The sequence below is a fragment of the Tsukamurella pseudospumae genome (genome assembly GCF_001575205.1).
In the GTDB taxonomy this organism is placed as follows: domain Bacteria; phylum Actinomycetota; class Actinomycetes; order Mycobacteriales; family Mycobacteriaceae; genus Tsukamurella; species Tsukamurella pseudospumae.
In genome coordinates, this window is record NZ_LSRE01000012.1 from 125069 (window position 1) to 136689 (window position 11621).

Below are 11621 nucleotides of genomic sequence, written 5' to 3' on the forward strand. Positions count from 1 at the left end.
TGGCGGACGTACACACGGGAGTCCCGAGGTCGCGGGGCTGAGAGTGGGGCACGCGCCGCCCCTGACCGTCAGACCTGATCCGGGTAATGCCGGCGAAGGAAGGATCCCGTGCGGATGAACAAGAGCGTGTCGGTCGTGGGCGGCGGAACCGTCGGCCTCACTGTGGCGTGGTCGCTGGCGCGCCGGGGGTGCGCCGTCACCGTCGTCGATCCGGAGCCCGGTTCCGGGGCGTCCTGGGTCGCGGGCGGCATGATCGCCCCGTACTCGGAAGCGTGGCCGGGGGAGGAGGAGCTGTACGCCCTCGGCGTCGAATCCCTCGGACTGTGGGCCGATTTCGCAGCAGCCCTCCAGCCCTACGCCGACGGTCCGCTGATCACCGCCCGCGGCACCGTCTGGCTGGCGATGGACGACGGGGACGCCGCCGACCTCGCGACCGTCACGGCCGCCGTCGGCGACGACGAGTTGTTCGGGCCGCTGCGCCCGTCGGTCGCGATCCGGACGGTGCCCGGTGCGGCCCCGCGGATCCGGGCCGCCGCGACGGCACCGCGGGAGATCGCCGTCGACAACCGCCTCGTGCACCGCGCCCTGTCGGCGGCCTGCGCCGACGCCGGGGTCGCGTTCCGGGCGGACGCCGTCGGCGGACCGTCGGGCCTGGAGGACCTGGGCGGCGATGCCGTGATCGTCTGTGCGGGTTCGGCTTCCGGGGCCCTGGCTGCGGACCTGAAGGTCCGCCCCGTCAAGGGGGAGGTGGTGCGGCTGCGGTGCGGCCCGTCCTGTCTGCCCCCGCCGACGGTGACCGTCCGGGCCCGCGTGCACGGCCGGCAGGTGTACGTGGTGCCGCGCCCCGACGGCGTGGTCGTCGGGGCCACCCAGTACGAGAACGACCGCGACCTCGCGCCCCGCGTCGGCCCGGTGGTGGACCTGCTCGACGACGCGTTCACGGTGCTGCCCTTCCTCCGCGAGTACGACCTGCTCGAGGTCACCGCGGGCTTGCGCCCCACGACGGCGGACAATGTACCCGTGATCGCGCCGGTCGGCGGGCGCGTCTTCGCCGCCACCGGACACGGCCGCAACGGCATCCTGCTCGCTCCCGTCACCGGGGCGCGCGCGGCGGATATGGTTCTCGACCAGGAGGTGCACGCATGGAGCTGACGGTGAACGGCGAGGACCGGCAGGTCCTCGACGGGACGTCCGCGGAGTCGCTGCTCGAGCAGCTCGGGCTGCCCGACAAGGGCGTCGCGATCGCGGTGAACGGCGCCGTCCACCCGCGGTCGCGGTGGGACGAGGCCCTGCCGGCGTACGCCGATGTCGAGGTGCTCACGGCGGTCCAGGGTGGCTGACACGGCGCCGAGCACCCCGCCCGTCGAGCCGCTGGTGATCGGTGGCCGCGCCTTCGGCTCGCGGCTCATCACGGGCACCGGCGGTAGCGCCAACCTGGATCACCTCCGGGCGGCGCTCGTCGCCTCGGGGACCGAGATGACCACGGTCTCGCTGCGCCGTACCAGCCTGGCGGAGGGCGGCGGGGTCCTCGACCTCATCCGTGAGCTCGGCATCGTGCCGTTGCCGAACACCGCCGGCTGCCTGGGCGCGGCCGAGGCGGTCCTCACCGCGCGACTGGCGCGGGAGGCGCTGCACACCGACTGGATCAAACTCGAGGTGATCGGCGACGACGAGACCCTGCTGCCCGACGCGGTCGCGCTGGTGGAGGCCGCCGAGGAGCTGGTGGCCGACGGCTTCACCGTGCTGCCCTACACCAACGACGACCCGATCCTGGCGCGCCGCCTCGCGGACGTCGGCTGCGCCGCGGTGATGCCCGCGGGGGCGCCGATCGGCACCGGGCTGGGGATCCTCAACCCGCACAACATCGAGATGATCGTGGCGCAGAGCGAGGTCCCCGTGATCCTCGACGCGGGGATCGGCACCGCGAGCGATGCGGCCCTGGCGATGGAACTCGGTTGCGACGCAGTGCTTCTCGCATCGGCGGTGACTCGGGCGGCCGAACCGGAGGCGATGGCGACGGCGATGCGGCTGGCCGTCGAGGCCGGGCTCCTCGCGCGCGGGGCCGGGCGGATCCCCCAGCGGCGATGGGCGAGGGCGTCATCCCCGGTGGAAGGGCGGCTGGGAACCGGGGCGAGCGGTGGTCGTGGCAGTGGAGCGTCTCCGACCGCGGGGCGACTCGGGGTGGGGGCCGGCCGTGGCACGGCGTGAACGCGGGGAGCCTCTCGACACCGAATCGGCCGCTGCGACAGGGAGGGTGCGGCGCGGTGCCCAGATCGGTGGTGTCGCCGTCCGCCACGCGGCGCGCACGGCGGGCACGATGGTCGCCTCCAGATTCCGCGACGAGCAGGCGGACCGGGACGCGCGCGATGCGATGATCCTGGCCCTCGCCGACGACCTGGTGACGGTGCTCGGCGGGATGCGCGGCGCCGCGATGAAGCTCGGCCAGCTGCTCGCGGTGATCGACATCGGCATCACGAGTGGCGCGGCGCGCGATGAGTTCGCGCAGCGGCTGCAACCGTTGTTCCGATCGGCGCCGCGGTGGACCGACGCCGAGATGATGAAACTCCTGGATCATCAGCTCGGCGAGCGCCGCGGCCGGATCGTCTCGCTCGAGGGTCCGATCGCGGCCGCGTCGATCGGCCAGGTGTATCGCGGTGTGCTCGACGACGGGCGCGCCGTGGCGATCAAGATCCAGTACCCCCGCGTCCAGGCCATGGTCCGGGCGGACCTGAAGAACATGCGCCTGCTGATGAAGGTGCTCGGCAAGTACATCCCCGCGTCCAACGCGGAGAAACTGTCGGAGGAGATCTCGCGGCAGGTGATGGCAGAGCTCGACTTCGTCGCCGAGCTCGACCACCACCGCTACTTCGCGGACCTGTTCGCCGGACATCCGTCGATCGCCGTGCCGCAACCCGTCGACGAGCTGTGTACCGACCGGGTGCTGGTCACCGAGTTCCTCGACGGGAAGCCCTTCGCTGAGGCCCTTGACGACGACCCGGCCGTTCGGAACCGGCTCGGGGAGGCGATCTACCGGTTCTACTGCGGTGAGATGTATCGGACGGGGCGTTTCTGCGCGGATCCGCACCCCGGCAACGTGATCGTGCTCGCGGACGGGAGGGCGGGCTTCGTCGACTTCGGCATGACGGTGCACCTGAGCCCCGCCGATCACGAGTTCGAGCAGGAGCTGTTCACGGCCCTGCTGCGCGGCGAGCACGAGCAGGTGCACCGTCTCGCGGTGCAGGCGGGATTCATCGGCCGCCCGGACCTCATGACCTCCGAGGACCTCGCCGAGTACATCGACAAGGTGGTCGGCTGGCACATCCACGAGGGTGAGATCACCGTGACGCCGCGGACCGCGCGCGACGCGGTCATCACCGCGACCCTGCCGGCCGGCGGCTTCTTCGACAAGTTCGAGGGCCAGATGCTGCAGGAGGCCCATGCCCTCGGCCGGCGCACCGACATCTCGACGGTCGCGTTGCTCGGTGAGCTGCGAGCGACGGCCGCGTGGCGGGACGTGGCGTGCGAGGTCCTGGGGATCACGGGGCCGACGACGGCCATGGGGGTTGAGATTGCAGAGTGGCGTGCGCGCCGGGTGAACCCGTCACGCTAGAGTCTTCAACCATGTCGGAACCGGAGTCGGAAGTCCGCGACGGGTCCAAGCCCCGCCGCGGCCGGCCGCCCTCGGCCGGCCTTGCGGAGCGGCGCCGGGACGAGCTGACCGACGCGGCGTTCGCGGTGTTCGCGGAGTTGGGCTACGAGCAGTCCTCCGTCGCCGACATCGCGAAACGCGCGGGTATGGGACAGGGCACCCTGTACCGCTACGTCGACGGCAAACGCGAGCTGCTCGACCTCGTCTTCGATCGCTCCGTGGACGAACTGATGACGGCGATCTCGCCCGACGAGGTGATCGAGACGACCGCGACGGGCGACCTCGCAGCCTCCGAGGCGATGGTGGAGGCCCTGAGCCAGAGGCTGTTCCATCTCGTCGACGCGCGGCCCGACATCCTCAAGGTCGTGATGGTGCAGGCGGGCACCGTCGACGAGGAACTGCGCTACCGGATCCGCGGTCTGTATCAGACCTTCGACGCGATGATGGGGCGGGCGCTCGCGCACGCGCGCGATCGCGGGTGGATCGTGACCCGCACCGACAATCCGGAGTCGGAGACCGTCGAGTTGGGGCGGCTACTCCCCGCGCTCGGCGTGCCGGGACTGGTCATGGCGCTCAACGGCGATGCCGATCCCGGACGTCGGCAGGCGTACGTGCGCGTGGCGGTCCGGATGTCGGCGAGCGGTCTGGTCTCCGACGGTGCGCGCGAGGCCCTGAGGGCCGAGCCGCTGCCCTCCGGCGACGAGTCGGCCCCGCGCGAGGCACGGTCACTGAGCGGGGACGGAGCGGGAGGACGAGCCGCGGAGCTGTTGGACGCGGCGATCGGCGAGTTCGTCGAGAACGGCTACGCCGAGGTCGGGGTCAAGGAGATCACCGAGCGCGCGGGCGTCAGCCACGGCACCTTCTACAACTACTTCGACAGCAAGCGACACATGCTGTCGGTTCTCATCGACCGGAATAGGACGCTACTTCTCGGACGGCTCGAGGATGCGGCCGCGACCTTCGACGAGCCGTTGACCGCCCGCGCGCTGTACGAGGCGATCCTCGCGGTCAACACCGGTGCGCTGCAGGACATCGCGGCCCGGCTGGACGAATTCCGCTTCCTCACCTTCGAGGTGCCGGGCGTCGACGCCGAGGCCTTCGACGACTACCTGCGGCTCTATCGCGAGGGCACCGACCGGTACGCCGCGATCCTGGCCGCCGGCGCTGCGGCCGGCCTGATCGAGGACACCGTCGACATCGACATCGCCGTCGCCGCCGAGGCGTGGCTCGGCTACATGCTGGGCGCGGTCGCCGCGATGGTGAGCGAGGTGGACGTGGCGAGCCCCGCCGAGAGCGCCCGTGTGGTCACGAACCTGCTCCTCGGCGGGGCCCGCCCGCACTGATCGGTCACACGGCCGCGAGATCCTCGCCCTCGGGCGCGTCGTCCCGGTCGCCGGAGGCCTCGACGATGTCGTTGTCCTTGGTCTCGACCATGAGGTAGCAGCAGAACACGCTCACCGCGGACAGCGCTGCGAGCATGATGCCCACCCACAGCACCTTGCCGTCGGCCACGAGCTGGGCGGCGAGCAGCGGCGGGATCGCGCCGCCGAAGATGCCCGCGAGGTTGTAGCCCAGGCCCGCACCGGTGTACCGGTACCGCTCATGGAACAGCTCGGGCAGCGCGGCGCCGGCCGGACCGTAGGCGATGCCGAAGATGATGAGCGTCCCGATCAGACCGAGGGCGTACATCGGCAGGGACTCGGTGTCCAGGATCGGGAACAGGACCAGCGCCCACACCACGGCCAGCGCGCAGGAGGTCATGATCACCTTGCGGCGGCCGATCCGGTCCGAGTACACCGCGGACGCCGCGATCGAGATTCCGAAGAAGACCGCCGCGACCATGCCCATCGCCAGCACGGTGGTGCGCGGGAAACCGAGGTTCTTGGTGGCGTAGTTCGTCAGGAACGCGGTGCCCATGTAGAACAGCGAGAACAGGCTGGCGAGCGCGCCGCCCGCGATGAGGATCTCCTTCCACTGGAAGCGGATCGCGTCCAGGAAGGGCAGCCGCGTGCGGTTGATCTCGGACAGCGCGCGCTTGCGCACCTCGGTGAAGACCGGCGTCTCCTCGACCGACAGCCGCACCCACAGGCCGACCAGCACCAGCAGAGCGGACATCAGGAACGGGATGCGCCAGCCGATGGTCATGAACGCGCTGTCGGCGTCCTTGGTGTCGCCGGCGACCAGCGTGAAGATGAGGAAGGTGCCGCTGGAGAGGAAGAACGCGAAGGCGGGGCCCAGCTGCGGGAACATCGCGTACAGGCCGCGCTTGCCCTTCGGGGCGTACTCCGCGGTGAGCAGCGTCGCGCCGGCCCACTCGCCGCCGACGGCGAAGCCCTGCAGGAAGCGCATGACCACGAGCAGGATCGGCGCGAGCGTGCCGATGCCGTCCGGGAACAGGCCGAAGACGCCGGTCTCGCTGCCGGGTAGCAGGCCGATCGCGACGGTGGCGGCTCCCATGATCAGGAGCGTCCACACCAGCGTGCGCTTGCGGCCGATCAGGTCACCGAAGTGGCCGAACAGGATCGCGCCGACCGGGCGGGCGAAGAAGGCCACGGCGAAGGTGGCGAACGACGCCAGGGTCGCCACGGCGGGCGACATGTCGGAGAAGAAGATGGTCGGGAACACCAGCGCGGCGGCGGTGCCGTAGATGAAGAAGTCGTAGAACTCGATCGTGGTGCCGATCGAGCTGGCCATCGCCACCCGGCGGAGCCGGGGCTTGGGGACGGCGGGGAGTTCGGGTGCGCTCACGTGTGCTCCTCGGGGGTCTGTGGACCTCCCGAACGGTAGTGATGCGGGTCACACGCCGGGTACCCCCGAAAGGGGGTAGAAGGTCCGACGGTGCGCCGCGCTACGGCAGGAGCCCGAGGCTGCGGGCACGGGTGACCGACTCGAACCGCGTGCGCGTGCCCAGCTTCTGCGCGGCGCTGCGCAGGTAGGCCTTCACGGTCTCGGCGCCGATCGAGAGGCGCTGCGCCACCTCACTGTTGGTGCAGCCGAGGGCCACATGGGCGAGGACGTCGAGCTCCCGGACGGTGAGGGCGCGCGGGGGCGCGGTGGCGGGCGCGGCACCGTCGGACCCGCGGCCGAAGTCGGTGATCCGGCCGCATGCGGATTCGAGACGGGAGCGGACGGCACCGTCGGAGATCTCCCCGGCGAGCGCTCGGAGCTCGGAGAAGACCTCCCGCAGAAGTTCGCGGTCGACCCCGCCCAGCGCGCTGCGCTCGGCCGCCGCGGCCTCGGCGAACCGTACTCGACGCTCGACCTCGTCGCGGACGCGCAGCTCGTACGCCAGGTCGCGAACCGTGCGCGCCACCGCGCCGAGCACGGCGTCGCCGAAGGTGGACTCGCGCCGGTCCGCGGCGTAGAACACGGCTCGGACGACGCCGTTCACGGCCAGCGGCACCGCGACCATCGCCCGCAGCCCCTCCGCGTGGACCTGCGCGTGGTAGTGCTGGGTGATCCCGGCGGTGCCGTAATCGGCGACCGCGGTGGGGCGCCCGGTGCGCAGGACGTGGCCGCCGACGCCGGCGCCGCGCGCGACGGGCAGCCCGCTGAGCGCGGGCGTGCGCAGGCCGATGCCGCCGCGCAGGACGAGCCTGTCGTCGTCGACCAGGCCGACGAAGGACACTGGAAGTTCCGTGCGCGTACGAATGGTGCGGAGGGCTGCCCGGGTCGTGTCGCTGTCGAGCGTGCCGTGGGCGGTCATCTGCGATCTCCGGGCGGACGAGAGGGAAGATCCATCATCGCATGCCCGATTCGTCCGTGTAGTCCGAACGAGGAGAGGTCAGCAGGGGGCCGCGGGGAGGGTTCGGAGCTGTGTGCGGACCGCGTTCGCGAGTATGGTGAGCGCGGCCTCCCCGGAGGCGAGGGCACCGTCGGCCGGGCGGACCGACAGCATGACGCCCGTACTGCCGCGCTCGGTCCGGACGACGGCGAGCTGCCGTACGACGTAGGCGCCGTCGGTGCCCGGGCCCCACCCGCCCTTGACGCCGACCGGCTGCGCGCCGCGCAACCCGTAGAGGCCCCACTGCTGGTTACCCGCGACCTGTTGCATGAGTCCGAGGGTGGTGAGCCCCGCGGGGGAGCACGGGATCCGGGCGGCGAATTGCGCTGCGGCACCGTCGGTCCAGAGTGTCTGGCCGAAGGCGGAGAACGGCGGGCGCACCGGTTCGGTCTGCACCCTGGTCTGCGTGTCACGGCCCTCGCGGAGGACATTTTGCACCGCCGCACCGGCCTGCGCCGGGGTGCCGAGGGAATCCCAGATCGCTTCCGCGGCGTCGTTGTCGGACTGCGTGATCGCGGCGCGCATCCGGTCCGTGGCCCGTTGCTGCCCGGACCGCTCGAGGGCAGCCATCACCAGCGGCACCTTGGAGGTCGACCACGCCGGGAGCCCGGCGGAATTGCCCGCGGTCACCACCCGGTCGCCGGCCGCGACGGCGATGCTAGCCCTGCCGGGGATCCCTTCGACGGCGCGGTCCAGCGCCGCCTGCAGCGGATCGGCGCGCTGTGTCGGTGCCGGACCTCCCGGGCCGGCCGCGGCCGGGGCCGGGGCCGCCGTCGAGCTCGCGGACGACGGGGCGGCGGCACCGTCGTCCCCGATCGTGCAGGCCGTCGCGCTCAGGGCGACCACGAACAGCGCTGCGGCCCTAGTAGATATAGACGATTGCATTGTTCCCTCCCCGGCAGGTCACGATGTTGGACGCGCCGGTGCACGACATCGAGATGGTGCCGAGGTCCGGCGCGCGGGGACTGACCGCCGCCACGGTCCCGGACTGCGGCGCCGTGAAGCGGGCGCGGTACGCGGCGACGATCGCGCCGGCGAACTCGCACGAGGTGTAGGGCTCGCCGGCGACGCCGCTGCCCTTGTCGGCCGCGACCGAGGTGAAGGCGTCGCCCGTGCCGGGCGTGCAGATAGTGGTGTTGGCGGGCTGGACGGCCTTCGTGACCGTCGGGGTGGTCGACGGTGCCGCGCTCGTCGTGGTCTCGACGGACGACGAGGTGGATGCCGCGGCGGTGGTCGGCGAGGAACTGCGCCCGCCGGAGGTGAGCAGTACGGCCACGGCGGCGACGAGGGCCACGACCAGGACCACGGCGGCGATCACGAGCGCGGGCACCACGGACCGTCTCCGCTGCGGCGGTGCGGCGGGCGCGGGCGGGTACGACGCCGGGGGCGCGTAGCTCGGCGTGACATAGCGCGGCCCGCCGCTCGACCCGGGCGCGCTGTGGGGGGAGGAGACCTGCGTCGGAGGTGGCACGGAGGACGGTGGCGCCGGGCGCGGCGCCGACGGCACCGTCGTCGTGGTGCCCCAGCTCTGCGCCGTGCCCTGCAGGGCGGAGGCGGCGGCCCGGGCGAGCGAACCGCAGGTCGCGTACCGGTTCTCCGGGGCTTTGGCCATGCCCTTGGCGACCACGGCGTCGAGGGTCGCCGGCAGCTGCTGCGGTGCGTCGACCGATGGGCGGGGCGGCGCCGAGAGCAGGTGGTGCCGCATCATCTCGGAGATGGAGCTCGCGGCGAACGGGGGCCGGCCGACCAGCAACTCGTAGAGCACGCACGCCAGCGAGTAGACGTCCCCGGCCGGGGTGGCGCCGCCACCGTCGAACCGCTCCGGCGCGGCGTAGGCCTGCGAGCCGACGAACAACCCGGCGGAGGTGAGGCGGTCGGCGTCGCCGGTCACGACGAGCCCGAAGTCGAGGAGGTAGGCGAAGCCGGACGGGGTGACCTGGATGTTGGCCGGCTTCACGTCGCGGTGCACGAGGCCCTGCAGGTGGGCCGAATCCAGCGCGGAGGCGACCTGGGTGATGAGGTCGACGGCGCGCTCCGCGGGAAGCGGGCCTGCGGCGACGATCTCGGCGAGGTTGCTGCCGTCGACCAGGCGCATGTCGAGGTACAGCGTGCCGTCGATCTCGCCGTAGTCGTGGATGGGGATGACGTGCGGATCGGACAGCCGTGCCGCGGTCTGCGACTCGTGGGTGAAGCGCTCGCGGAAGCCGGGATCCTGCGCGGCGCTCGCGTGGAGCAGCTTGAGCGCGACATCGCGGTCCTTGGTGGTGTCGTGCGCGAGGTAGACCTCACCCATCCCGCCGCGGCCCAGCAGCCGGACCAGGCGGTACCGGCCGAACGTGCTCCCCGCCCGCGCCCCTGATGCGTCCCCGTCCATCGCGCTCCTCCCTGAGTCCGATCGTGGAGAGTGTATGCCGAGCGGCCTCCGGGCAGGTTCGCCGGATCATTGCTAGCGTGAATCCATGATCGAAGTCGCAGGTTTGACCAAGACCTATGGTGCCGTCCGGGCGGTGAACGACCTGTCGTTCGCGGTGCGCCCGGGCCGGGTCACCGGATTCCTCGGGCCGAACGGCGCGGGCAAATCGACGACGATGCGGTGCATCCTCGGGCTGGACCGGCCCACCGCCGGTGCCGCCACCATCGGGGGCAGGCAGTACCGGACCCTGGACCGTCCGCTCACGCAGGTGGGTGCCCTGCTCGACGCGAAATGGGTGCACCCCAATCGTTCCGCGCGCGATCACCTGCGCTGGCTCGCCGTCGCGAGCGGGATCCCCGCCGGCCGGGCTGACGAGTGCCTGGCCGCGGTCGGGCTCACCGACGCCGCCCGGAAGAAGGCGGGCGGGTTCTCGCTCGGCATGGCGCAGCGGCTCGGCATAGCCGGTGCGCTGCTGGGGGATCCGGGTGTGCTGCTGTTCGACGAGCCGGTCAACGGGCTCGACCCCGAGGGCATCGTCTGGGTGCGCACGTTCATGAAATCCCTCGCCGCGCAGGGACGCACCGTCTTCGTCTCCAGTCACCTCCTGGCCGAGATGGCGCTGACCGCGGACGACGTGGTCATCGTCGGCCGCGGGCACCTCGTGTGGAACGGCACCATGGCCGACTTCATCGCGCAGAACTCGGAACACACCGTACGCGTGCGCAGCCCGCGTGATCGCGAGCTCGCCACCGCACTGACCTCCCGCGGTTTCGCCGTCGACGCGGCGGCCGAGCCGGCTCCCGGTGGTGGCGGCCGCACCGTGCTGACGGTGCGCGGCGCGACCAGCGACGCGGTGGGCGAGATCGCCGCCGCGGAGGGGCTGCCGCTCGCGGAGCTCGCGCCGCAGACCAGCTCGCTCGAGCAGGTCTTCATGCGGCTGACCGGTGCGGCCGTGGAGTACCGGGGAATGGGAGGCATCGGATGATCGCGCGCGCCGTACGGGCCGAGTTCGTCAAGCTCACGACGGTCCGGGCCACCAGGTGGCTGCTCATCGGGTCGACGGTGTTCTCGCTCGGCATCACACTGATCGTCGCCCTCGTCATGCGGTCGATCCTTCGCTCCGAAGAGGTATCGGACGAGGGGGTGATCGCCTTCGCGCCGTTCACCGGGTTCGGCGGGGTGCCGGGCATCTCGATCGTCTTCGCCGCGATCATCGGCGTGCTGTCGGTGACCACGGAGATCCGTTTCAACACCCTCCGGACGACCTTCCTCGCCGTGCCGAACCGGTGGGTGGCACTGCTCGCGAAGACCTCGGTCGTCGTGGTGGTCTGCGCCGTCGTGCACCTCCTCGCGCTGCTCGTCGGGTCCGTCCTGTACGGACTGATCGCGCACGGTTCGCTGTTCGCGGCGTTCCGCGCGGGGGACACCACGCTGCTCACATTTCCCGTCGCAGTGGCGTTCGCGACGGTTCTGGGGGTGGCGACCGGAGCCGCGCTGCGCAACGGCGCAGGAGCGATCGCGCTGTTGCTGGGCTACCTGTTCGTGGTCGACAACGTGATCAGTCAGATTCCGCAGACCCACGACGCCGCCGCGTTCCTGCCGTTCTCCAACCTGCAGAACCTGCAGGGAGTGTTGTTCACGAGTCTTCCCTGGGGTGCACCGGTGTCCTTCCTGTACCTCCTGGTGGTGGTCGGGGCGCTGTGGACGGGGGCGGTTGCGCTGCTCGCGCGGCGTGACGCATGACTCACTCGCTGCGTGATACGCCGCAGGTCACA

Annotated in this window: 10 protein-coding genes, 1 pseudogene and 1 riboswitch; of the genes and pseudogenes, 7 read left to right on the forward strand and 4 right to left on the reverse strand. The window is 71.7% G+C overall.

Annotated features, from left to right (window positions below):
• Positions 1 to 4: 4 nt before the first annotated feature.
• Positions 5 to 118: riboswitch (TPP riboswitch) on the forward strand.
• The 5 genes and pseudogenes from thiO to AXK61_RS25340 all read left to right on the forward strand — a co-directional run bounded on the left by thiO (position 115) and on the right by AXK61_RS25340 (position 4992).
• The gene (gene thiO / locus AXK61_RS09430; protein WP_068745264.1) at positions 115 to 1152 is read left to right on the forward strand and encodes a glycine oxidase ThiO; all 1038 of its coding nucleotides are present in this window, start codon (positions 115 to 117) and stop codon (positions 1150 to 1152) included. (Overlaps the previous riboswitch by 4 nt.)
• The gene (thiS, locus tag AXK61_RS09435; RefSeq protein WP_068744997.1) at positions 1143 to 1340 is read left to right on the forward strand and encodes a sulfur carrier protein ThiS; all 198 of its coding nucleotides are present in this window, start codon (positions 1143 to 1145) and stop codon (positions 1338 to 1340) included. The genes thiO and thiS overlap by 10 nt, the downstream gene beginning before the upstream one ends.
• Positions 1306 to 2118, forward strand: a pseudogene (locus tag AXK61_RS09440) (hypothetical protein); the annotation flags it as partial. The gene thiS and the pseudogene AXK61_RS09440, both read left to right, overlap by 35 nt.
• A gap of 199 nt (positions 2119 to 2317) precedes the next feature.
• Positions 2318 to 3610 carry an ABC1 kinase family protein gene (locus AXK61_RS09445; protein ID WP_082777995.1) on the forward strand — a complete coding sequence of 431 codons (1293 nt, stop codon included), beginning with the start codon at positions 2318 to 2320 and terminating at the stop codon, positions 3608 to 3610.
• Between the two features lie 11 nt (positions 3611 to 3621).
• Positions 3622 to 4992 (forward strand): TetR/AcrR family transcriptional regulator, encoded by a 1371-nt coding sequence (locus AXK61_RS25340; protein WP_068744999.1) that lies wholly within the window; start codon positions 3622 to 3624, stop codon positions 4990 to 4992.
• 4 nt (positions 4993 to 4996) lie between these two features.
• Here the strand turns inward: AXK61_RS25340 and AXK61_RS09455 are convergent, their stop codons facing one another.
• The 4 genes from AXK61_RS09455 to AXK61_RS09470 all read right to left on the reverse strand — a co-directional run bounded on the left by AXK61_RS09455 (position 4997) and on the right by AXK61_RS09470 (position 9807).
• On the reverse strand, positions 4997 to 6343 hold the full coding sequence (locus tag AXK61_RS09455; protein ID WP_082777994.1) for an MFS transporter: 1347 nt from the start codon (positions 6341 to 6343) through the stop codon (positions 4997 to 4999).
• A gap of 154 nt (positions 6344 to 6497) precedes the next feature.
• Entirely contained in the window at positions 6498 to 7355 is an 858-nt protein-coding gene (locus tag AXK61_RS09460; RefSeq protein ID WP_068745001.1) for a LuxR C-terminal-related transcriptional regulator, read from the reverse strand.
• 78 nt (positions 7356 to 7433) lie between these two features.
• The gene (locus AXK61_RS09465; protein WP_082789289.1) at positions 7434 to 8279 is read right to left on the reverse strand and encodes a serine hydrolase; all 846 of its coding nucleotides are present in this window, start codon (positions 8277 to 8279) and stop codon (positions 7434 to 7436) included.
• Positions 8280 to 8295: 16 nt separating this feature from the next.
• Complete coding sequence (locus AXK61_RS09470; RefSeq protein ID WP_068745005.1) at positions 8296 to 9807, reverse strand: serine/threonine-protein kinase; 1512 nt, start codon at positions 9805 to 9807, stop codon at positions 8296 to 8298.
• An 85-nt stretch (positions 9808 to 9892) separates the two neighbouring features.
• Here AXK61_RS09470 and AXK61_RS09475 point away from each other — a divergent pair, with 85 nt between their 5' ends.
• The gene (locus AXK61_RS09475) at positions 9893 to 10831 is read left to right on the forward strand and encodes an ABC transporter ATP-binding protein (RefSeq protein ID WP_068745007.1); all 939 of its coding nucleotides are present in this window, start codon (positions 9893 to 9895) and stop codon (positions 10829 to 10831) included.
• On the forward strand, positions 10828 to 11589 hold the full coding sequence (locus AXK61_RS09480) for a hypothetical protein (RefSeq protein ID WP_068745008.1): 762 nt from the start codon (positions 10828 to 10830) through the stop codon (positions 11587 to 11589). The genes AXK61_RS09475 and AXK61_RS09480 overlap by 4 nt, the downstream gene beginning before the upstream one ends.
• The last annotated feature ends 32 nt before the right edge of the window (positions 11590 to 11621 follow it).

Excerpts from the sequence above, each read along its gene's own strand:
- AXK61_RS09455 (WP_082777994.1), bottom strand. The coding sequence starts at position 6,343 with ATGGCCAGCTCGATCGGCACCACGATCGAGTTCTACGACTTCTTCATC.
- AXK61_RS09460 (WP_068745001.1), bottom strand. The coding sequence starts at position 7,355 with ATGACCGCCCACGGCACGCTCGACAGCGACACGACCCGGGCAGCCCTC.
- AXK61_RS09470 (WP_068745005.1), bottom strand. The coding sequence starts at position 9,807 with ATGGACGGGGACGCATCAGGGGCGCGGGCGGGGAGCACGTTCGGCCGG.
- AXK61_RS09475 (WP_068745007.1), top strand. The coding sequence starts at position 9,893 with ATGATCGAAGTCGCAGGTTTGACCAAGACCTATGGTGCCGTCCGGGCG.
- AXK61_RS09480 (WP_068745008.1), top strand. The coding sequence starts at position 10,828 with ATGATCGCGCGCGCCGTACGGGCCGAGTTCGTCAAGCTCACGACGGTC.
- AXK61_RS25340 (WP_068744999.1), top strand. The coding sequence starts at position 3,622 with ATGTCGGAACCGGAGTCGGAAGTCCGCGACGGGTCCAAGCCCCGCCGC.
- thiS (WP_068744997.1), top strand. The coding sequence starts at position 1,143 with ATGGAGCTGACGGTGAACGGCGAGGACCGGCAGGTCCTCGACGGGACG.
- thiO (WP_068745264.1), top strand. The coding sequence starts at position 115 with ATGAACAAGAGCGTGTCGGTCGTGGGCGGCGGAACCGTCGGCCTCACT.
- AXK61_RS09445 (WP_082777995.1), top strand. The coding sequence starts at position 2,318 with ATGGTCGCCTCCAGATTCCGCGACGAGCAGGCGGACCGGGACGCGCGC.